Annotated in this window: 20 protein-coding genes; all 20 read left to right on the forward strand. The window is 60.8% G+C overall.

The window, feature by feature from the left end; genetic code table 11:
• Nucleotides 1-62 precede the first annotated feature (62 nt).
• The 20 genes from fliH (at nt 63) to PG899_RS07465 (ending at nt 20,393) form a co-directional block, all read left to right on the forward strand.
• Entirely contained in the window at nt 63-869 is an 807-nt protein-coding gene (fliH, locus tag PG899_RS07370; RefSeq protein ID WP_270697299.1) for a flagellar assembly protein FliH, read from the forward strand.
• Between the two features lie 72 nt (nt 870-941).
• The gene (gene fliI / locus PG899_RS07375) at nt 942-2,273 is read left to right on the forward strand and encodes a flagellar protein export ATPase FliI (protein WP_011705275.1); all 1,332 of its coding nucleotides are present in this window, start codon (nt 942-944) and stop codon (nt 2,271-2,273) included.
• A gap of 26 nt (nt 2,274-2,299) precedes the next feature.
• Nucleotides 2,300-2,740 carry a flagellar export protein FliJ gene (gene fliJ / locus PG899_RS07380; protein ID WP_011705276.1) on the forward strand — a complete coding sequence of 147 codons (441 nt, stop codon included), beginning with the start codon at nt 2,300-2,302 and terminating at the stop codon, nt 2,738-2,740.
• Between the two features lie 91 nt (nt 2,741-2,831).
• The gene (locus PG899_RS07385; protein WP_179101392.1) at nt 2,832-4,859 is read left to right on the forward strand and encodes a flagellar hook-length control protein FliK; all 2,028 of its coding nucleotides are present in this window, start codon (nt 2,832-2,834) and stop codon (nt 4,857-4,859) included.
• A gap of 57 nt (nt 4,860-4,916) precedes the next feature.
• Nucleotides 4,917-5,435, forward strand: a complete 519-nt coding sequence (gene fliL / locus PG899_RS07390) for a flagellar basal body-associated protein FliL (protein WP_077096035.1) — start codon at nt 4,917-4,919, stop codon at nt 5,433-5,435.
• A gap of 9 nt (nt 5,436-5,444) precedes the next feature.
• On the forward strand, nt 5,445-6,515 hold the full coding sequence (gene fliM / locus PG899_RS07395; RefSeq protein ID WP_011705279.1) for a flagellar motor switch protein FliM: 1,071 nt from the start codon (nt 5,445-5,447) through the stop codon (nt 6,513-6,515).
• A gap of 51 nt (nt 6,516-6,566) precedes the next feature.
• Nucleotides 6,567-6,959, forward strand: a complete 393-nt coding sequence (gene fliN, locus PG899_RS07400) for a flagellar motor switch protein FliN (RefSeq protein ID WP_011705280.1) — start codon at nt 6,567-6,569, stop codon at nt 6,957-6,959.
• Nucleotides 6,956-7,339: a flagellar biosynthetic protein FliO gene (fliO, locus tag PG899_RS07405; RefSeq protein WP_017778741.1), complete on the forward strand. Its 384-nt coding sequence runs from the start codon at nt 6,956-6,958 to the stop codon at nt 7,337-7,339. The genes fliN and fliO overlap by 4 nt, the downstream gene beginning before the upstream one ends.
• Nucleotides 7,326-8,105: a flagellar type III secretion system pore protein FliP gene (fliP, locus tag PG899_RS07410; protein WP_016350054.1), complete on the forward strand. Its 780-nt coding sequence runs from the start codon at nt 7,326-7,328 to the stop codon at nt 8,103-8,105. Before fliO ends, fliP begins: the two co-directional genes overlap by 14 nt.
• A 27-nt stretch (nt 8,106-8,132) precedes the next feature.
• Nucleotides 8,133-8,402, forward strand: coding sequence for a flagellar biosynthesis protein FliQ (fliQ, locus tag PG899_RS07415; protein WP_011705282.1), 270 nt, complete (start codon nt 8,133-8,135; stop codon nt 8,400-8,402).
• Nucleotides 8,403-8,469: 67 nt separating this feature from the next.
• Nucleotides 8,470-9,261 carry a flagellar biosynthetic protein FliR gene (gene fliR, locus PG899_RS07420; protein WP_011705283.1) on the forward strand — a complete coding sequence of 264 codons (792 nt, stop codon included), beginning with the start codon at nt 8,470-8,472 and terminating at the stop codon, nt 9,259-9,261.
• Between the two features lie 134 nt (nt 9,262-9,395).
• Nucleotides 9,396-10,526 (forward strand): flagellar biosynthesis protein FlhB, encoded by a 1,131-nt coding sequence (flhB, locus tag PG899_RS07425; protein ID WP_077096033.1) that lies wholly within the window; start codon nt 9,396-9,398, stop codon nt 10,524-10,526.
• A 107-nt stretch (nt 10,527-10,633) separates the two neighbouring features.
• The gene (flhA, locus tag PG899_RS07430) at nt 10,634-12,736 is read left to right on the forward strand and encodes a flagellar biosynthesis protein FlhA (RefSeq protein WP_029301481.1); all 2,103 of its coding nucleotides are present in this window, start codon (nt 10,634-10,636) and stop codon (nt 12,734-12,736) included.
• A 16-nt stretch (nt 12,737-12,752) separates the two neighbouring features.
• Entirely contained in the window at nt 12,753-14,174 is a 1,422-nt protein-coding gene (gene flhF / locus PG899_RS07435) for a flagellar biosynthesis protein FlhF (RefSeq protein ID WP_029303572.1), read from the forward strand.
• A gap of 1 nt (nt 14,175) precedes the next feature.
• Nucleotides 14,176-15,051 (forward strand): MinD/ParA family protein, encoded by an 876-nt coding sequence (locus PG899_RS07440; protein WP_010634619.1) that lies wholly within the window; start codon nt 14,176-14,178, stop codon nt 15,049-15,051.
• Entirely contained in the window at nt 15,044-15,763 is a 720-nt protein-coding gene (locus PG899_RS07445; RefSeq protein ID WP_017409955.1) for an RNA polymerase sigma factor FliA, read from the forward strand. Before PG899_RS07440 ends, PG899_RS07445 begins: the two co-directional genes overlap by 8 nt.
• A gap of 123 nt (nt 15,764-15,886) precedes the next feature.
• A complete protein-coding gene (gene cheY, locus PG899_RS07450; protein ID WP_005298814.1) occupies nt 15,887-16,258 on the forward strand; it encodes a chemotaxis response regulator CheY in 372 nt (123 codons plus the stop codon).
• 12 nt (nt 16,259-16,270) lie between these two features.
• Nucleotides 16,271-17,011, forward strand: coding sequence for a protein phosphatase CheZ (locus PG899_RS07455; protein ID WP_011705289.1), 741 nt, complete (start codon nt 16,271-16,273; stop codon nt 17,009-17,011).
• An 11-nt stretch (nt 17,012-17,022) separates the two neighbouring features.
• Entirely contained in the window at nt 17,023-19,245 is a 2,223-nt protein-coding gene (locus PG899_RS07460; protein ID WP_077096032.1) for a chemotaxis protein CheA, read from the forward strand.
• 32 nt (nt 19,246-19,277) lie between these two features.
• Nucleotides 19,278-20,393 (forward strand): protein-glutamate methylesterase/protein-glutamine glutaminase, encoded by a 1,116-nt coding sequence (locus PG899_RS07465; RefSeq protein ID WP_270697300.1) that lies wholly within the window; start codon nt 19,278-19,280, stop codon nt 20,391-20,393.
• The last annotated feature ends 2 nt before the right edge of the window (nt 20,394-20,395 follow it).

Raw genomic sequence — 20,395 nt, forward strand, 5'->3', positions numbered from 1 at the left:
AGCGGTCACGTCGGCGTGAATAGCAGAGCGGGCAGCGTTATGGCGAGGAGTGCGGCAGACAGATGAACAACAACAAGCTGCGCGGTTATGTCAGACCCGACGGGGATGAGAGCCAGGTCCAGACCTGGGGCTGGCCCGAGATGGAGGTCGAGGCCGAAGTCGAGACCAATGCCCTCGGGCTGACGCCGGACTGGTATCGGCAGGAAGAAGAGGCCCCGGTCGAAGAACCGGTGGAGGAGCCGGCCCCCAGCATCACTGCCGAGGAGCTTGAAGCAATTCGCCAGGCCGCCTGGGAAGAGGGAATGGCCGAGGGGCGTGAAGCCGGTTATGCCAAGGGGCTCGAAGAGGGCAAGCTGGAAGGTCTGCAGCAGGGCCATGCCGCCGGGCTGGAGCAGGGCAAGGAGGAGGGGCTGGCCCTCGGCCGCGAGCTGGTGGATCAGCAGATGAGCCACTGGCAGGGGCTCATCGATCGCCTCGCCAACCCGCTCAAGGAGCTGGACGGCGCGGTGGAGCAGCAGCTCATCGCTCTGGTGATGCAGTTGGCCCGCGCGCTCATCCGTTACGAGGCTGAAACCTCGCCCCGGCTGTTGCTCGAAGCGCTCAAGCAGGGGCTGGCGCTGTTGCCGGCCGCCGAACTGGGGGTCACTCTGATGCTGCACCCGGACGATCTGGCCCGGGTCGAGCAGGCGTTCGGCGCCGAGGAGTGCGCCAAGCGCCACTGGCGGCTGCAAAGCGATCCCACCCTCTCCCCCGGCGATCTGCAACTGGCCACCGAACTCTCCAGCATCGATCTGACCCTCGCGGGGCGCATCGATCAGCTGCTGCGCAACTTCCTGCGCGACAATGCATCGCAGGATGTCCGCGGCTAAGGGCGTGCGGGCCGCCAGGGTGCGGCCTGTCTGCGTTCTCTACCCATTCAACATCATATCTCAGGAGGCCGGATGAGCGGCTCGTTACTCAATCGGTTGCAAGGGTATCGGGTTCGCGATATCGCCCCCAAACCGCCGGTGGCCGGCAAGCTGACCCGGGTGGTGGGGCTGACCCTCGAAGCCATCGGCTGCCGCGCCGCCATCGGAGCGCTCTGTCGCATCGATACCCAGGACGGCTCGCTGGAGGCCGAAGTGGTCGGCTTCTCCGGCGATCGGCTGTTTCTGATGCCGAGCGAGCAGCTCAAGGGGGTCATTCCGGGTGCCCGGGTGGTGCCCATCACCGAGGAGCACGGCATCCCGGTCGGCATGAACCTGCTGGGGCGGGTCATCGACGGCATCGGCCAGCCGCTGGACGGGCTCGGCCCCATCCTCTCTTCCCAGACGGTGCAGTTTGCCCAGCACCGCATCAACCCGCTCTCCCGCCGCCCGATCCATCAACCGATGGACGTGGGGGTGCGCGCCATCAACGCCGTGCTGACCGTGGGGCAGGGCCAGCGGATGGGGCTGTTCGCCGGCTCCGGCGTCGGCAAATCCGTGCTGCTCGGCATGATGACCCGTGGCTCGGTGGCCGACGTGGTGGTGGTCGGGCTCATCGGCGAACGGGGCCGCGAGGTGAAGGAGTTTATCGAGGAGATCCTGGGGGAGGAGGGGCGTGCCCGCTCCGTGGTGGTGGCGGCGCCGGCCGATGCCTCGCCGCTGATGCGGCTCAAGGGGTGTGAGACGGCGCTGGCCATCGCCGAGTATTTCCGCGATCAGGGGCTCAACGTGTTGCTGCTGATGGACTCGCTCACCCGTTACGCCCAGGCCCAGCGCGAGATCGCCCTGGCGGTGGGCGAGCCACCGGCCACCAAGGGCTATCCGCCCTCAGTGTTCGCCAAATTGCCGGCACTGGTGGAGCGGGCCGGCAACGGCAGCGACGGCCAGGGCTCGATCACGGCATTCTTCACCGTGCTGACGGAAGGGGACGATCTGCAGGATCCCATCGCCGACGCGGCGCGGGCCATCCTCGACGGCCACATAGTGCTGTCGCGGGAGCTGGCCGATGCGGGCCACTACCCGGCCATCGACATCGAAAAATCCATCAGCCGGGTGATGCCCATGGTGACCTCGCCGGAACACATGGAGCTGGCGCGCACCCTCAAGCAGTTCTACTCCCTCTACCAACAGAACCGTGACCTCATCACCATCGGTGCCTACAGCCAGGGCTCCGACCCCCGCATTGACCGCGCCATCATCCAGAAACCCTATCTGGATCAGTTCTTGCAGCAAGGCATGCGCGAGGTCATTCATTACGATGCGGGCCTGCAGGCCCTGCAGTTGGTGGCCATGCCGCTGATGCGTTGACGAGAAGATAAGAGGGAGGCGTGCCCATGAGTAAAGGCTTGGTAATGTTGTCGGAGCGGCTGGTGGAGGCCGAACAGCAGGCGGCGCTGGCGTTGGCCAAGGCCCAGCAGGATCTGAAAATCTTCATGGAGCAGCAGGACGCGCTCAACCAGTACCGCCAGATCTACCACCAGCAGTGGACCGACCGCGGCCTGCAGGGCATCGGTGCTCAGCAGAACAGCCAGTATCACGCCTTCATCAACAAGCTCGAGCAGGCGGCTACCCAGCAGTACGAAGGGGTGCTGCAGGTACGCCAGGCGCTGGAGCTGCGCCGCGAGGAGTGGCTGGCCGCCCAGCAGCGGCGCAAGGCGGTGGAGTTGCTGCTGGCCAAGCAAGCGGGACGCGAGCAGCAGAAAGCCCAGCGCCAGGAGCAGAAGATGCTGGACGAGTACGCCATGCTGCGCCGTTTCCACCATTCTGGCCTGTAACTTGCTTTCTTCTTGCCATCCCGTGTGCGCCTCACTTCCCCCGGGGAGCTGAGGATAAATCCGAAGCCGAATGTCGCCAGGAATCTTCACCATGATGCAGACACTGTTAACCAATTCTCCCGCCGCGCCGACCGCTGCCGCTGCCGACAAGAGCGCTGTGCTGACGGCGAGCCAGGATGGCGGTGAAGGGGCCCTGCAGAGCGACGGCAAGGTCGGCTTTTCCGAGGTGATGAACCGGGTGCAGCAGGCTGACAAGATCAATGTCAAAGCCGACGGCAAGGTTGCCAACGCTGGTGGCAAGGCCCCCAATGCTGATAGCAAGGCTCCGGCGCGGCCCGGCGCCGAGCAGGGGAATGTTGGTGCAGCGGACAGCAACAAGCCGGTGCCGACCGCCAAGAGCGAGGCTGCCAAATCTTTGGCGAATGAGGCCGAAGAGGCCGGTAACGCCGACGACAAACCACAGAAGGGGAGCGAGCCCGACCCCGCTCTCGTCCCCAACGATTTCTTGCAGCGTCTGCAGGATGCCCTCAAACAGGACACCTCCCTGGTCGCCCCGCCGGCCATCAATCTGGTCGCCACCGCTCCCGTCGTCGAGACGGACGGCAAGATGTTGCCGCACAACGACGCGGACGCCGAGTCGACCGAGGCATCGGCCACCCTCACCCAGCCGCTGGCTGGCAGCGGCGATAAACAAGTAGCGACGACCAGTGCCGCCGCGCTGGCCCGCCAGGCTGCCAGCTTGCTCACGGGCGAAACCAGTGTGCCGGTTGATGCGAAAGCCGCGCAGCCGAATGCTGTCACGACGGGTGACGCTGCCCTGACGGCTCAGTTGCAGGAAACCGGAAAAGAGGGAAGCGGCAAGGAGAGCGGTGCCGGCGCCAATGCCGACCAACCTACCGATAAGAATGGCAAAGAGACCAAGGGGAGCAAAAACGAGCTTTCCGCCGCCGAGCGGGCGGCCTTGTTGAGCAAGGTGCCCACCGCCGCGTTAAGCGAGCCGGGTGAGAATGACACCAGGATCCAGCTGGAGGGCGCCGACAAGGGGGCCAAGCCTGTGGTGCCGCCCATGGCGGGCAAGGAAGAGCCGGTAAAAACTGCTCCACTGCAGGCCACCCACCAGGCCGTGGCCACTCAGCCCGGCGCCGCCAGAGCGTTTGAAGAGGGGGTGACCCGCACCGATGGCGGCTCGAGCAGCGCCGCTGCTGACAAGGCGCCGACGCAGACCACCGCCGAGGGGGATGGGCAGTCCAAGCCGGTGGCTGCCAAGGCCGAGGGCCAGCCTGCTCCTGCCGCCAGCAGCGGCGCACCGGCTCCGGCCACCGCCCCAGCCAGCGAACCCGTGCTGGTGGCGCCGCAACAGGTGCTCGCCAGCAGCGAGCCGCAGGGCCCGCAAGCGTCCCTGGCCAGCCTGTCAGCCGGACTCAAGCAGATGGAAGCCACCGAGCGCAGCGAAGCCCCCAGGGCTCGCAGCGAGGTGAAAGTCGACGTGAAGCAGAAGGCGGCAGAGCTGACTCGTGGCGGCACCCTGGAGAGCAGCGAGACGACCACCACCCCGGAGAGCAGCCGCAGCCAGCAGGTCCAGCAGAACAGCCAGCCCCAGGCGGTGGGTCATGACAACCGGCCGGCGGCCACCGAAGCGGCTGCGCGGCGCGAGCCTGCCAACCTGCCCCACCTCAAGCTGGCCGATCCGGAGGCACCGGCCCAGTTGCATCAGAAGGTCAACCTGATGCTGGCGGACAAGCTGCAGCAGGCGGAGATCCAGCTTGATCCCCTCGGCCTTGGCAAGATGAAGATCCAGATCCAGATGGGGGCAGACAGCCAGGCCAACGTCCATTTCGTGGTGCAGCACGGCCAGACCCGGGAAATGCTGGAGCAGGCCATGCCCCGGCTGCGTGATATGCTGGCCGGACAGGGCATCCAGCTGGGCCAGACCCTGGTGCAACAACAGCCGCAGCAGCAGTCACAGGGCCAGTCGGCATTTGCCGGTCAGGGCCAGCAAGGCCAAAAAGGCAGCGGATCTTTTGCCGAAACAGGCCAAACTGAGGCAGAGGTCACGGGCGCTGGCATGCGTTTGTCGACGGAATCGACAAACGACAGCGGAATTGATTTCTATGCTTGATGCCAGCCCGAGTAAGTTTATGATATCGAACAAGTTTGAGACTAGGGTGGACAAGGGATGGCAGACGATAACGAACTGACGCTGAAAGACCCGGCGGCAGGCAAGAAAAAGAAGCTGATCATGATTATCGCCCTGGCCGTGATTGTGCTGGGCGGTGGCGGTGCTGGCGCCTGGTTCATGCTGTCCGGCGGCGACAAACCGGCGGCCGAGGCTGCGGGAGAAGGCAAAGATGCCAAGCCCAAGGAGGCGGTACCCCAGCCTTCGCTCTACGTGGGCATGCCGCGCCCCTTCGTGTTCAACGTCTCCGGTGGTCAGCGTGACCGGCTGGTGCAGATCAAGATCCAGCTGATGGTGCGCGGCACCGCCGACGAGACGCTGGCCAAGCAGAATATCCCCCTCATTGAAGGCACCCTGCTGCGGGTCTTCAGTGCGGCCACCAGCGAGCAGCTGATGACCTTCGAGGGCAAGGAGAAGCTGCGCAAGGATTCACTGGAAGAGTGCCGTCGGGTGCTCAATGACCTGGTCTCTTCCCCCGTTATCGAACAAGTGCTGTTTACCGGCTTTGTCATGCAATAAGGGTGAAGCGTGAGCGATCTGTTAAGTCAGGACGAAATTGATGCCCTCTTGCACGGGGTCGATGATGTCGAAGAGGAAGAGATAGGCGCGGCGGGGGATCCCGGCGTCGCCCAGTTCGACTTCTCCTCCCAGGACCGCATCGTCCGTGGTCGCATGCCGACCCTGGAGCTGGTGAACGAGCGTTTCGCCCGCCACATGCGGATCAGCCTGTTCAACATGATGCGCCGCACCGCCGAGGTCTCCATCAACGGCGTGCAGATGCTCAAGTTTGGCGAGTACGTGCACACCCTGTTCGTGCCGACCAGCCTGAACATGGTGCGCTTCCGTCCGCTCAAGGGGACGGCGCTCATCACCATGGAGGCGCGGCTGGTCTTCATCCTGGTGGAGAACTTCTTCGGTGGCGACGGTCGCTACCACGCCAAGATCGAGGGGCGCGAGTTCACTCCCACCGAGCGGCGCATCATCCAGATGCTGCTCAAGCTGGTATTCGAGGATTACAAGGACGCCTGGGCGCCGGTGATGGACGTGGGCTTCGAGTACCTCGACTCCGAGGTGAACCCGGCCATGGCCAACATCGTCAGCCCCACCGAGGTGATCGTGGTCAGCTCGTTCCATATCGAGCTGGATGGCGGTGGCGGTGACTTCCACGTGGCCATGCCGTACTCGATGCTGGAGCCCATCCGCGAGCTGCTGGACGCCGGCGTGCAGAGCGACAAGGGTGACACCGACGTGCGCTGGAGCAAGGCGCTGCGCGACGAGATCATGGACGTCAAGGTGGAGCTGCGGGCCAAGTTGCTGGAGACCGAGCTCACCCTGCGCGAGCTGATGGAGCTGCAACCCGGCGACATCATCCCGGTGGAGATGCCGGAGAACCTGCTGGTGTTCGTGGAGGACTTGCCCACGTTCCATGCCAAGATGGGGCGGACCAAGGACAATGTGGCGCTCAAGATCACTGACAAACTCAAGCGCCCGGAAGGGGTCAAGACCGAGATGCATCTGGTGACCCGGGGCGGTGTACGCATCGATGGCGAGGCCGAGCTGGAAGAGCTCGAGCGCAGCATCGAAGATCAACAACGATAAACGGCGATCTGCGCTGGCAGGCCGTCAAGAAAGCAGCATAAGGAATTCAAGATGAGCGGAACTGATGAAGAGGATCTGATGGCGGACGCCTGGGCAGCCGCGCTGGAAGAGCAGGTGACTGCCGAAGCCAAGCCCGCTCCCCTCGAAGAGCTCAAGGATGATGCCCCCATCAGTGCCGAGGAGCGGCGCAAGCTGGACACCATTCTGGATATTCCGGTGACCATCGCCATGGAAGTGGGCCGCAGCCAGATCAGCATCCGCAACCTGCTGCAGCTCAACCAGGGCTCGGTGGTGGAGCTGGATCGGGTGGCGGGCGAGCCGCTTGACGTACTGGTCAACGGTACCCTGATCGCCCACGGCGAGGTGGTGGTGGTGAACGACAAGTTCGGTATTCGGCTGACTGACGTCATCAGCCAGATCGAAAGGATCAAGAAACTCAAATGATCCGCGCGTTCCCGTTACTGCTGTTGTCCCTCCCCGCACTGGCCGAACCCGGTGCGGGTGCCAATCCGCCCAGCCTCACCTCCTGGCTGCTCTCCAGCCTGATGGTCATCGGCCTTATCCTGGTGCTCGGTTTCCTGCTCAAGAAGAGCAAGATTGCCACCGCCATGGGGGGGGGCCAGATGCGGGTCATCGCCAGCCTGCCGGTGGGCTACAAGGAGAAGCTGCTGGTGGTCAAGGTGGGCGAGCAGCAGCTGTTGCTCGGGGTGACGCCGCAGCAGGTCAACTTTCTCTATCGCCTGGAAGAGCCGCTGGACGAGAGTCAGCCCCAGGCGTTCTCCCAGCAGCTTGGCAAATTGATGGGCAAGCATGAAAAAAGCTAACGGCTCACGGCCGCACGGTGGGCTGCTGGTCGGCCTGTTATCCCTCCTGATCCTCTGCTCGCCGCTGGCGCTGGCCCAGGACGGCATGTCGGCAGTCACCATCAAGACCATGGCGGACGGCAGCCAGGAATACAGCCTGACCCTGCAGGTGCTGGCGCTGATGACGGCGCTCTCCTTCCTGCCGGCCATGGTCATCATGATGACCTCCTTTACCCGCATCATCATAGTGCTCGGCATTCTGCGCCAGGCCATCGGCCTGCAGCAGAGCCCCTCCAACCAGGTGTTGATCGGCATCGCCCTGTTCATGTCGTTCTTCATCATGTCGCCGGTGCTGGATCGCATCAACAACGAGGCGCTGCAACCCTATCTGGCCGAGACCATCCAGGCCAAGGAGGCGCTGGAGAAGGCCGAACTGCCCATCCACCAGTTCATGCTGGCCCAGACCCGGATCAAGGATCTCAATACCTTCATGGAGATAGCGAACGTGCAGGTGGACAAGCCCGCCGACGTGCCGCTGCGAGTGCTGATCCCGGCGTTTGTCACCAGCGAGCTCAAGACCGCGTTCCAGATAGGTTTCATGCTGTTTCTGCCGTTCCTGGTGATAGACCTGGTGGTGGCCAGTATCCTGATGGCGATGGGGATGATGATGTTGTCGCCGATGCTGGTCTCCCTGCCATTCAAGCTGATGTTGTTCGTCATGGTGGATGGCTGGAACCTGATCCTGGGATCCCTGGCCAACAGCTTCGGGCTGGGCGCCGGTGGTTAAGGGCGAGCAACGCAAGGAGCGAACGGCATGAGTCCTGAAACCTTTATCGACGTGTTTCGCGAGGCGCTCTGGCTGGTCACCATCATGGTGTGTGCCGTGATCCTGCCGAGCCTCTGCGTCGGCTTGCTGGTGGCCATCTTTCAGGCGGCCACCTCCATCAACGAACAGACCCTGAGCTTTCTGCCCCGCCTCATCGTCACCCTGTTTGCACTGGGGGCGGGGGCGCACTGGGGCTTGCAGAGTCTGATGGACTTCTTCCTGCTGATGGTGAGTCAAATTCCGGAGGTGGTGGGATGAGGGGCCAGCTCGAGCAGAGCGCCCTTCTGCGCCCGTTGCCGGCTTCGATGGCCCGCAAGGTGCCGGGATGACCTACACAACCGCTCTCATCATGGAGTGGTTGTCTTCCATCGTCTGGCCGTTGGCGCGGGTGAGCGGGCTGCTGATGGTGATGGCGGTGTTTGGCAGCCGGCTGACACCGGCTCGTGTGCGCATCAGCCTGGCGCTGGCGCTGACCCTGATGATTGCCCCTTTGCTTCCCCCCATGCCCAAGATCGAGCTGTTCTCGGTCGGCAGTTTTCTGGTGCTGGGCCAGCAGTTGCTCATCGGGGTCGCGCTCGGCCTCATGACCCAGTTCCTGATGGAGAGCTTCGTGATGGCCGGCCAGATCATCGCCATGCAGACCAGCCTGGGTTTCGCCACCCTGGTGGATCCCATGAACGGCCAGTCGGCGCCGGTGGTGGGCCAGTTCTACCTGATGCTGGCGACCCTGGTGTTTCTGGCGGTGGATGGTCACCTCATCATGCTGCGCATGGTGGTGCTGAGCTTTGATACCCTGCCGGTGTCGGACAGCGGCCTCAGCCTGCCTTCCATTCGCGATCTGATCGGTTTTCTCGGGGTCATGTATCAGGCCTCGCTGGTGATGGCGCTCTCCGCCATCGTCGCCCTGCTGCTCATCAACTTTGCCTTCGGCGTCATGACCCGTGCCGCTCCCCAGCTCAACATCTTCAGCATCGGCTTTGCGGTCAGCATGATGTCGGGCCTGCTGATCCTCTGGTTGACCATAGGTGGTTTCCTCGGCCATTTCGACAGCATGTGGGAGCGGGTGCAGGAGACCAGCTGCACCCTCATCGGCACCCAGTGCCTGGGGGGCCAGTAAGATGCCGGCGGCAGGCTGGGGGCTCCATTGCGCGGGGCAGACCGTCTGGGGCTGCTCTGTTGGCTTCGTGCGACTCAACAACGGCGCTCAGGCGGCTTTGATGCCTGATTGCCTCAACCTGTGCGGGGGTCAGCATGGCTGATACCGATCAGGAACGTACCGAACAACCCACGGGCAAACGACTGCAACAAGCCCGTGATAAAGGGCAGATTGCACGCTCCAAGGAGCTGGGTACCGCCAGCGTCCTGCTGGCGGCCGTGTTTGGCCTGCTGATGGTCAAGGAGAGCCTGGCTGGCGCCATGGTCAAGGTGCTCACCATGGGCTTCACCCTGGATCGGGAACAGGCGTTCGATCCCAATGCCATGATGACCATGTTGCCGGCCCTGCTGCGGGAACTGCTGCACCCACTCGGTCTGCTGTTCATGCTGGTGGCCATCGCCGCCTTCGTCGGCAACATCCTGATGGGGGGCATGAACTTCTCCTCCGAGGCCATGCTGCCCAAATGGAGCAAGCTGAGCCCGCTCAACGGCATCAAGCGGATGTTCGGGGTGCAATCCCTGGTCGAGCTGGTCAAGTCCATCGCCAAGGTGGTGTTCATCTCCCTGTTCGCCTGGTGGATGCTCTCCAGCCAGTTCAATCACCTGCTCAATCTCTCCCTCGAGGGCTACCCGGGCGGCATCATAGACGCGCTGGATCTGCTGCTGTGGATGCTGATCATCCTCTGCTGCGCCCTCATTCCCATCGTGGCCATCGACGTGCCGTTCCAGCAGTGGAACCACATGCGCCAGCTCAAGATGACCAAGCAGGAGGTCAAGGACGAGTTCAAGGACAGCGAAGGCAAACCCGAGGTGAAGGGGCGGATCCGCCGCTTGCAGATGGAGATGGCGATGCGCCGCATGATGGGGGATGTGCCCAAGGCGGACGTGGTGATCACCAACCCGACCCACTACTCGGTGGCGCTCAAGTACGATACGGCCAAGCCGGGCAGCGCGCCCAAGGTAGTGGCCAAGGGCACCGATGAAATCGCGATGAAGATCAGAGAGATAGCCAGGGAGTACGAGATCCCGGTGATGCCGTCCCCGGCGTTGACCCGCGCCATCTACCACGCCACCGAGATTGGTCACGAGATCCCGGAAGGGCTGTTTGCCGCCGTGGCCCAGGTGCTGGCCTATGTCTATCAGCTCAAGAAGTTCCGTCGTGGCCGTGGTCGCCGTCCCAATCCGCTGGCCAAGGATCTGCCCATTCCAACCGAATTCCGCAAATGACAAACTTCTGACACAGTAAAAATAAAATCATTGTATTTCAAGGTCTTGTATTGTTGGCTTGATGTTTGCTTTAATCTGGCATCAGCGGTTTGAGATTGAGAAAAACGATGAAACTCCAGGCATCATTGGGCCGAATCAAAGAGTACAAGTGGCTGTTGACCAAGGGCCTGGGGACGCCGCTGCTGGTGCTGGCCTCTCTTGGCATGGTGGTGCTGCCCATTCCGCCGCTGATGCTGGATATCCTGTTTTCCTTCAACATCGCGCTCTCCATCGTGGTGCTGCTGGTAGCCGTCTACACCCGCCGCCCGCTCGAATTTGCCGCCTTCCCGACCGTGCTGCTGATAGCGACCCTGCTGCGGCTGGCGCTCAACGTCGCCTCCACCCGGGTGGTACTGCTGGAAGGCCACAACGGCAGTGCGGCGGCCGGCCACGTGATCGAAGCCTTCGGCAACGTGGTGATCGGCGGCAACTACACGGTCGGTATCATCGTCTTCATGATCCTGATGATCATCAACTTCGTGGTGGTCACCAAGGGTGCGGGCCGGATATCAGAAGTTAGCGCCCGCTTTACTTTGGATGCCATGCCCGGCAAACAGATGGCCATCGATGCGGATTTGAACGCCGGCCTTATCAATCAGGAAGAGGCCAAGAAGCGCCGCCAGGACGTGACCCAGGAAGCCGACTTCTACGGCTCCATGGATGGTGCCTCGAAATTCGTGAAAGGGGATGCGGTGGCGGGGATCATGATCCTGTTCATCAACATCCTGGGCGGCTTCATCATCGGGATGGTGCAGCACCAGCTAACCTTCGGCGAAGCGGCCCAGATTTATACCCTGCTCGCCATCGGTGACGGTTTGGTGGCCCAGATCCCGTCGCTGCTGCTCTCCATCGCCGCCGCCATCATAGTGACCCGCCAGAACACGGATCAGGACATGGGCACCGCGGTGCTGGGCCAGTTGTTCGACAACCCCAAAGCCCTGATCATTTCGGCCGGTATCCTGCTGATGATGGGCAGCGTGCCCGGCATGCCCCATCTGGCGTTCCTCAGTCTGGGGGCCATCGCCGCTGCCGGTGCCTGGTGGCTGCTGCGCCGCGAGAAACAGCTGGCGGCCAAGGCAGCCAAGGGCGAGCTGATGCCGGCGAGCACGGAGCAGACCCACGAGCAGAAAGACTTGAGCTGGGACGACGTGATGCCGGTGGACATCATCGGGCTGGAGGTGGGTTATCAACTCATCCCGCTGGTGGATCGCAACCAGGGCGGCGAGCTGCTCAACCGGATCAAGGGGGTGCGCAAGAAGCTCTCCCAGGAGCTGGGTTTTCTGGTGCCTGCGGTGCATATCCGCGACAACCTGGATCTCGCCCCGAACCAATATCGCATCACCTTGATGGGAGTCAGTACCGGCGAGGCCAATGTTTACCATGATAAGGAAATGGCCATCAATCCGGGCCAGGTGTTCGGCCAGATCCAGGGGGTTGCGACCCGGGATCCCGCTTTCGGACTGGAGGCGGTGTGGGTTGCCAAGGAGCAGGTCTCCCAGGCGCAGACCCTTGGCTACACAGTGGTGGATACCGCGACCGTGGTGGCCACTCACCTGAGTCAGATCCTCTCCAACCATGCCGCCCTGTTGCTGGGTCATGACGAAGTACAACAGTTGCTCGACATGATTGGGAAGCACCAGAACAAGCTGGTGGAAGGACTGGTTCCTGAGGTTATCACCATGGGTAACCTGGTGAAGGTATTGCAGAATTTGCTCAATGAAGGCGTGCCAATCCGCGATATGCGCACTATCCTGCAGACCCTGGTGGAATATGCCCCGCGCAGCCAGGATCCGGAGGTGCTGACGGCGGCCTGCCGTATCGCCCTGCGCCGGCTGATCGTGCAGGAGATTGCCGGCCCGGATCCCGAACTGCCGGTGATCACCTTGGCACCGGAATTGGAACGTATATTGCATCAATCCCTGCAGGCAGGGGGTGGTGATGGCGCCGGCATCGAGCCGGGTCTGGCGGAGCGGATGCAACGCTCGCTGGTGGAAGCCACTCAACGACAAGAACTGGAAGGCCAACCGGCCGTGCTTCTGACATCAGGGATACTGCGCAATACCCTAGCGAAATTTGTCAAGAATGCCATTCCTGGATTGCGCGTTCTGTCTTATCAGGAAGTGCCTGATGACAAGCAAATCCGCATCGTCAGTGCGGTAGGACAGAACTAGTTAGCGGAGATGACGGGTGAAGATTAAGCGGTTTTTTGCCAAGGACATGCGAACGGCTCTGGCCGAGGTCAAGGAGACTCTCGGGCCCGATGCCGTCATCATGTCCAACAAGAAGGTCACCGGTGGGGTGGAGATAGTCGCCGCTGTCGATTATCAATCCCAGGTTCCGGGACCCAAAGATGCGCCGGTTCGCCGTCAGTTGAACGATGAGAGCGTCAATATCTCGTCTGCCGGACGGCAGATGACCCGCCCTGCACCGAGTCCGGCCCAGGAGCAGAACGAACATTATGCCGACACCCTGGCCGCTTTGCTGGCCCGCCAGCAGAAGCTGAACCCGGCCCAGAACGGTCAGGCGGGCCAGAGCGGCGCCCCGTCGGCTGCTGCCAGCGGCGCGCCCCGTACTCTGGCCGAGCAGGGGCAGTGGGGGGCAGCTCCCGAGCCCGCCAAACCGAAGGCGAGAGCCGCCGCACCCGGCCGTGCTCCCCAATCCCCCCAGCGGGATCAGGAGATGGAGGGGATGCGCAAGGAGATGGCCAGCATCCGCAAGCTGCTGGAGCACCAGATCTCCGGCCTGATGTGGCAGGAGGTGGAGCGTCGCGAGCCGATGCGTGCCCTGCTCATCAAGGAGCTCAAGAAGATAGGGTTTGACGATGCCTTTGCCGATCAGCTGGCCGGCCTTATCCCCGAGGATATGTCCATCCATCAAGCCATGGCCCAGTTGGCCGAGGTGTTGACGGCCCAGCTCAAGATCAGCGAAGACGAAATTCTGCGGCAGGGTGGGGCGGTTGCCCTGCTCGGGCCGACCGGGGTGGGCAAGACCACCACCATTGCCAAGCTGGCGGCGCGGTTTGCCATGAAGTATGGCGCCGAGCAGGTGGCGCTCATCACCACCGACAACTACCGGATCGGTGCCCATGAGCAGTTGCAGACCTATGGTCGCATCATGGGCTGCCCGGTGCGGCAGGTGCGGGATGCCGAGGAGTTGGCCAATGCGCTCTATCAGTTCCGTCACCGCCGGCTGGTGCTCATCGATACCGCCGGGGTGGGGCAGCGGGATATCCGGCTGACCGAGCAGCTCGATACCCTGGTCAAGAATGCCAAGGTACGCATCCGCAGCTACCTGGTGATGTCGGCCACTTCCCAGCGTCGGGTGATGCAGGAAGCGGTGGACCATTTCCGGCGTATTCCATTGAGCGGCTGCATACTTACCAAATTGGATGAGAGTCTGAATCTGGGCGAAGTGATTAACGTGTGTATCCAGAATGCATTGCCCATCAGCTATATCACTGATGGACAAAGGGTTCCGGAAGATATTCAGGTCGCCAATGCGGCACAGCTCGTCGGAGCTGCCATGGGCTCGCTGGAGCGGGAAACAGAAGAACCCTATTTCTGGGGCACAGGCTTTGGCGAGGCCGAAGATTCGGAGTTTTATGAGTAACATGTATATGGATCAGGCGAGTGGTCTGCGCAAAATGCGTCAAAACAATCGAGTAAAAGTGATCGCCGTGTCTGGTGGCAAGGGGGGCGTCGGCAAGACCAACGTGACCCTGAACGTGGCGGGAGCCATGGCCGCCCAAGGCAAACGGGTGATGGTACTGGACGCCGACCTTGGCCTGGCCAACGTGGACGTCATGCTGGGGCTGCGGGTACATCGCAACCTGTCCCATGTGCTGGCCGGCGAATGCACCATCGACGACATCATCGTCGAGGGGCCTTACGGCATGATGATAGTGCCGGCCACCTCGGGTACCCAGTCCATGGTCGAGCTCTCGCCGGTGCAACACGCCGAGCTTATCCGCGCTTTCAGCGAGATGAAGACCCAGGTCGACATCCTGCTGGTGGATACGGCGGCTGGAATCTCCGACATGGTGCTGAGCTTCACCCGTGCGGCCCAGGACATCATGGTGGTGGTGTGCGATGAACCGACCTCCATCACGGATGCCTACGCCCTCATCAAGATCCTTTCCAAGGAGCACGGCGTCTTCCGCTTCAAGGTGGTGGCCAACATGGTCCGATCCTTACGTGAAGGGCAGGAACTCTATGCCAAGCTGACCCGGGTCACCGACCGTTTCCTGGATACCTCGCTGGAGCTGGTTGCCTGCGTCCCCTATGACACCAATCTGCGAGCCGCCGTGCGCAAGCAGAAGCTGATTGTCGAAGCCTTCCCCAAGTCCCCGGCTGCGCTGGCGTTCAGAGCGCTGGCCAACAAGGCGGCAAGCTGGCCCATTCCTAACCAACCCGGCGGTCATCTCGAATTTTTCCTGGAAAATTTGCTGCAAAAGCCGGTCATAGCACAGGAAGGTTCCCGTGAATAAAGCCCAAGCGTACTTGCGTCATCAGGATTCCTATGTGCTGGTCGAGCGTCATGCTCCGCTGGTGAAACGGATCGCCCAGCATTTGTTGGCTCGCCTGCCAAGCAGTGTCTTGCTGGATGACCTGATCCAGGCAGGTATGATTGGATTGCTCGAAGCCTCCCGCAATTTTGACGGCAGCAAGGGGGCGAGCTTTGAAACCTACGCCGGGATCCGCATCCGCGGTTCCATGCTCGACGAGATCCGACGGGGTGACTGGGTGCCGCGTTCGGTGCACCGCAACAGCCGCACCATCGCCGAAGCCATCGAAAATGTTGAACAAGCCCATGGCCGTGATGCCCGTGATAGCGAGGTAGCCGCCCAGATGGGAGTCAGCCTTGGTGAGTATCACGCCATGCTGCAGGATGTCTCCTGCGGCAAGATCATCGGCATCGAAGATCTTGGCGTCAGCGAGGATGTCATCGGTCATCCCGATGACGAGCCGGGCAGCAACGGGTTTGATGAACTGGCCGCCGAGCGTTTTCAAGGGGCGTTGGCCGAACACATCGGTCGCCTGCCGGAGCGGGAAGCGCTGGTGCTCTCCCTTTACTACGATGAAGAACTGAACTTGCGTGAAATAGGCGAGGTATTGAACGTCAGCGAGTCTCGCGTGAGCCAGATACACAGTCAGGCGATGCACAGATTACGCGCGCGTTTAAGAGATTGGCATGTATAAGTGTTTGTACTGGCTACACTGAAACAAAACTCTAAGGCATAATCCGCAAAACAAAACCTGCGATCTGCATCATGTAAGTGAGCCGCTCTGGCGGCTATTTAGGAGGGAATTTTGGACAAGAACATGAAAATCCTCATTGTTGACGATTTTTCAACGATGCGCCGGATTATCAAGAACTTGCTGCGTGACTTGGGATTCAACAACACCCACGAAGCAGACGATGGCAACACGGCCTTGCCAATGTTGAAAAATGGTGATTTTCAATTTGTCGTGACCGACTGGAACATGCCGGGCATGCAAGGCATCGACCTGCTCAAGGCTATTCGCGTCGATGACAAGCTCAAACACCTGCCGGTGCTGATGGTGACTGCCGAAGCGAAACGCGAGCAGATCATTGAAGCTGCCCAGGCCGGCGTCAATGGCTATATCGTCAAGCCTTTCACTGCTGCAACGCTCAAAGAGAAACTCGACAAAATCTTTGAACGAATCGGCTAAGGAGCAGCAGGGATGAAGGCCAAAACGAGTGCAATGATTTCGCTCGATCAGGCAAGGATGCTTGTTGCCCATCTTGAGCAAGGTGAATTTGAACAGGCCGACACTCTCATCGCCGATGCGTGTGCTCCCAATGCGGCGGCCCTGTTTGACAAAGTGGGTCAGTTGACCCGACAACTGCATGATTCCCTACAAGATTTTCGGCTAGATCCCCGGATCCCCGATCTGGCCACTCACGAAATCCCCGATGCGCGGGAGCGACTCAGTTATGTCATCGACATGACGGACAAAGCTGCTAATCGCACCATGGATGCCGTGGAAGCCAGTCTACCGATTGCCGATCGGCTCAATGACAATATTCAGCTTGTTCTGCCCAACTGGAATGCCCTGATGAGCAGAGAGATGAGTGTTGGTCAGTTCAAGTCTTTGTGTCACCAACTGGATGATTTCATTAAGGCTTCTGAATCTGATGCCGATAAATTACGGCAACTGCTGACAGAAATCCTGATGGCGCAAGATTTTCAGGATTTGACCGGCCAGATGATCCGCAAAGTCATCAAGTTGGTTCAGGAAGTTGAAACTAAATTAATAGAAATGCTGACTATGTTTGGTGAGGCATCTGCTGAGCACTCTTCTCGCAGCCTTCCTGTAAGCGGGATTGAAGCTGAAGGCCCCATCATGAACCCTGAGACTCGTTCCGATGTGGTCAATGGTCAGGATGATGTGGACGATCTGCTGTCTAGCCTGGGATTTTAATGGAGTGACGCATGGCCTTCGAAGTTGATGAAGACATACTGCAAGACTTTTTGGTCGAAGCATCCGAAATATTGGAACAGTTGTCTGAACAACTGGTCGACTTGGAAAAGCGACCCGATGACAAGAATCTGTTGAATGCCATATTTCGCGGCTTCCATACCGTCAAAGGCGGTGCCGGTTTTCTCTCGCTGACCGAGTTGGTGGATGTTTGTCACGGTGCCGAGAACGTGTTCGATATCTTGCGCAATGGCAAGCGGACCGTTACCGCCGAGTTGATGGATGTCATTTTGCAGGCGCTGGATGCCATCAATGTGATGTTTGCCCAGGTGCAGAATCGCGAACCGCCAAGCCCGGCTTCCGCTGAAATCCTGCACGACCTGCATGAGCTCTGCAAGCCTGAAGGGGAAGAGCAGCTGTTGACCGCTTCTGCGGGTGGCAATGTGGCGTCCGAGGAGATGGCTCCTGCCGTTGAAGAGGTGGTCGAGGTGGCCGCAGTCATCCCGGAACCTGTCGCCGATCCCGTCCCCGCTTCTTCCGTCGTCAGCGGTGGGGGATCCATCGACGAGATCTCCGCCGATGAGTTCGAACGCCTGCTCGATGAATTGCATGGGGTGGGAGGCGCACCAACTGCAGCCGCCAGCCCTGTGGTGGCAAGCTCAGGAGATATTACCGACGATGAGTTCGAGGCCCTGCTTGATCAATTGCATGGTCAGGGTCAACATGGCGGAGCACCTGAAAGCAATCCATTGAAATCAGTGCAAAAAGAAGTTGACGAACTGATCGATGACGATGAATTCGAGCGTCTGCTGGATGAACTGCACGGTCGTGGCCAAGGGCCGCAAACCAGTATTACGCCGCCGCCAGCCGCGCCTGTGCAGGCCGCGGTAGCCCCCGCTGCCGCCACGCCAGCTTCGGTAGCCCCCGCTGCCGCCACGCCAGCTTCGGCAGCCAAGCCTGCCCCAGCCCCCGTTGCCGCCAAACCGGCTGCGGCCCCGGCAAAACCGGCACCAGCCCCTGCGCCAGCCAAGCAACCGGCCCCCGCTCCTGCAGACAACGCAGTGCAAAGCGATACCACCGTTCGGGTGGATACCAAGACGCTGGACGTCATCATGAACATGGTGGGTGAGCTGGTATTGGTGCGCAACCGTCTGGTCAGCCTTGGTATTGCCAGCAACGATGAAGACATGTCAAAAGCGGTTGCCAACCTGGATGTAGTGACGGCAGATCTGCAGGGTGCGGTGATGAAAACCCGCATGCAGCCCATCAAGAAAGTGTTTGGTCGCTTCCCGCGCGTTGTTCGTGATTTGGCTCGTACCCTCAAGAAAGAAATTGAGCTGGTCATGGTCGGGGAAGAGACGGATCTGGACAAGAACCTGGTTGAAGCGCTGGCTGACCCGCTGGTTCACCTGGTGCGCAACTCTTGTGACCATGGGGTTGAAATGCCAGATGTCCGTGAGAAAGCAGGCAAACCACGGCAGGGCACCATTACCCTGAGCGCTTCCCAGCAGGGCGATCATATCTTGCTGTGCATCGAAGATGATGGTGCTGGTATGGATCCCGAAAAGCTCAAGTCCATCGCCATCAGCCGTGGTGTGCTGGATGCCGACACGGCGGCTCGGATGAGTGACAACGATGCCTACAACCTGATCTTCGCCCCCGGTTTTTCTACCAAGTCCGAGATCTCGGATATCTCCGGCCGTGGTGTCGGGATGGACGTGGTGAAGACCAGTATCGTCAGCCTGAATGGCTCGGTGCATATCGATTCGACCTGGGGCAAGGGCACCCGTCTTGAAATCAAGGTGCCGCTGACCCTTGCCATTCTGCCGACCCTGATGGTGGAAGTGGGTGAGCAGACCTTCGCGCTACCGCTGGGCTGCGTGAACGAAATTTTCCACCTGGATCTCAAGAAGGCCAACATGGTGGATGGACAGCTCACCATCATAGTGCGCGAAAAAGCCATCCCGCTCTTCTATCTGTACAACTGGCTGGTCAGGGGCAAGCACAAGAAGTCACGGCAGGATACGGGTCATGTGGTCATCGTGCAGATTGGCACGCAGCAGATCGGTTTTGTCGTGGATAACCTGATTGGCCAGGAAGAAGTGGTGATCAAGCCGCTGGACAGCCTGTTGCAAGGTACCCCAGGCATGGCGGGAGCCACCATCACCAGCGATGGCGGTATTGCACTCATTCTGGATGTGCCGAGTCTGCTCAAGGCGTATGCCCGTAGACATTGATAGCCCAGGCCCAAGGAGTTAGAAAAATAACAATGGCAGTCAAGGTATTAGTGGTCGACGATTCGAGCTTCTTCCGTCGTCGGGTCAGCGAGATCATCACTCAGGATCCCATGCTGACGGTGATCGATACGGCTCAAAATGGACGTGAGGCCGTGGACAAGGCGATCCAGCTGCGCCCGGATGTGATCACCATGGACATCGAGATGCCCGTGATGGATGGCATCAGTGCCGTACGCGAGATCATGGCCAAGTGTCCGACTCCGATCCTGATGTTCTCCTCTTTGACTCATGAGGGGGCCAAGGCGACGCTGGATGCGCTGGATGCCGGGGCGCTCGATTTCCTGCCCAAGAAATTTGAAGATATCGCCCGTGACAAGGATGAAGCCGTTCGCCTGTTGCAGCAGCGAGTCAAGGAGATTTCTCGCAAGCGTTTCCTGATGGCGGCACCTGCTCGTCCCAAAGCGCCTGAGCCCGCCGCCCGTTCCCCGCTGGGCAGCCCAATCGCCCGGCCAGCAGAGCGTCAGGCCGAGCCGCCGCGAGCCATGCCTGCAGCTGCCTTCAAACGCAGTGGCAAGAGTTATCAGCTGGTGGCCATCGGTACCTCGACGGGTGGCCCGGTTGCGCTGCAGAACGTGTTGACCAAATTACCCGGTGATTTCCCTCATCCCATCTTGTTGATCCAGCATATGCCGGCAACCTTTACCGCCGCGTTTGCCGCTCGACTCAATGGTCTGTGCCAGATCGGAGTCAAGGAAGCGGAAGATGGCGATGTGCTCAAACCTGGCCATGCTTACCTGGCTCCGGGCGGCAAGCAGATGCTGCTGGAAGGGCGTAGTGCTGGTGCCCGTATCCGGATTGTCGATGGCAATGACAAGGTGAATTACAAGCCGTGCGTCGACATCACCTTTGCCTCTGCCGCCAAAACCTATGCCGACAAGGTGCTCGCCATCGTGTTGACCGGGATGGGGGCGGATGGTCGGGATGGTGCGCGTCTGCTCAAGGAGCAGGGCTCTACCATCTGGGCACAAGATGAAGCCTCCTGCGTGGTATATGGCATGCCGCAAGCGGTTGCCAAAGCCGGCATCGCCACGGAATCACTGCCGCTGGATCGGGTTGCACAACGAATCCTGGTTGAGCTGGGCCGCTAACG

This window comes from Aeromonas sp. QDB39 (assembly GCF_027707585.1).
Classification (GTDB): Bacteria; Pseudomonadota; Gammaproteobacteria; order Enterobacterales; family Aeromonadaceae; genus Aeromonas; species Aeromonas hydrophila.

Coding starts and splice junctions, on each gene's coding strand:
- fliH (WP_270697299.1), top strand. CDS start 63: ATGAACAACAACAAGCTGCGCGGTTATGTCAGACCCGACGGGGATGAG.
- fliI (WP_011705275.1), top strand. CDS start 942: ATGAGCGGCTCGTTACTCAATCGGTTGCAAGGGTATCGGGTTCGCGAT.
- fliJ (WP_011705276.1), top strand. CDS start 2,300: ATGAGTAAAGGCTTGGTAATGTTGTCGGAGCGGCTGGTGGAGGCCGAA.
- PG899_RS07385 (WP_179101392.1), top strand. CDS start 2,832: ATGATGCAGACACTGTTAACCAATTCTCCCGCCGCGCCGACCGCTGCC.
- fliL (WP_077096035.1), top strand. CDS start 4,917: ATGGCAGACGATAACGAACTGACGCTGAAAGACCCGGCGGCAGGCAAG.
- fliN (WP_011705280.1), top strand. CDS start 6,567: ATGAGCGGAACTGATGAAGAGGATCTGATGGCGGACGCCTGGGCAGCC.
- fliO (WP_017778741.1), top strand. CDS start 6,956: ATGATCCGCGCGTTCCCGTTACTGCTGTTGTCCCTCCCCGCACTGGCC.
- fliP (WP_016350054.1), top strand. CDS start 7,326: ATGAAAAAAGCTAACGGCTCACGGCCGCACGGTGGGCTGCTGGTCGGC.
- fliQ (WP_011705282.1), top strand. CDS start 8,133: ATGAGTCCTGAAACCTTTATCGACGTGTTTCGCGAGGCGCTCTGGCTG.
- fliR (WP_011705283.1), top strand. CDS start 8,470: ATGACCTACACAACCGCTCTCATCATGGAGTGGTTGTCTTCCATCGTC.
- flhB (WP_077096033.1), top strand. CDS start 9,396: ATGGCTGATACCGATCAGGAACGTACCGAACAACCCACGGGCAAACGA.
- flhA (WP_029301481.1), top strand. CDS start 10,634: ATGAAACTCCAGGCATCATTGGGCCGAATCAAAGAGTACAAGTGGCTG.
- PG899_RS07440 (WP_010634619.1), top strand. CDS start 14,176: ATGTATATGGATCAGGCGAGTGGTCTGCGCAAAATGCGTCAAAACAAT.
- cheY (WP_005298814.1), top strand. CDS start 15,887: ATGAAAATCCTCATTGTTGACGATTTTTCAACGATGCGCCGGATTATC.
- PG899_RS07455 (WP_011705289.1), top strand. CDS start 16,271: ATGAAGGCCAAAACGAGTGCAATGATTTCGCTCGATCAGGCAAGGATG.
- PG899_RS07460 (WP_077096032.1), top strand. CDS start 17,023: ATGGCCTTCGAAGTTGATGAAGACATACTGCAAGACTTTTTGGTCGAA.
- PG899_RS07465 (WP_270697300.1), top strand. CDS start 19,278: ATGGCAGTCAAGGTATTAGTGGTCGACGATTCGAGCTTCTTCCGTCGT.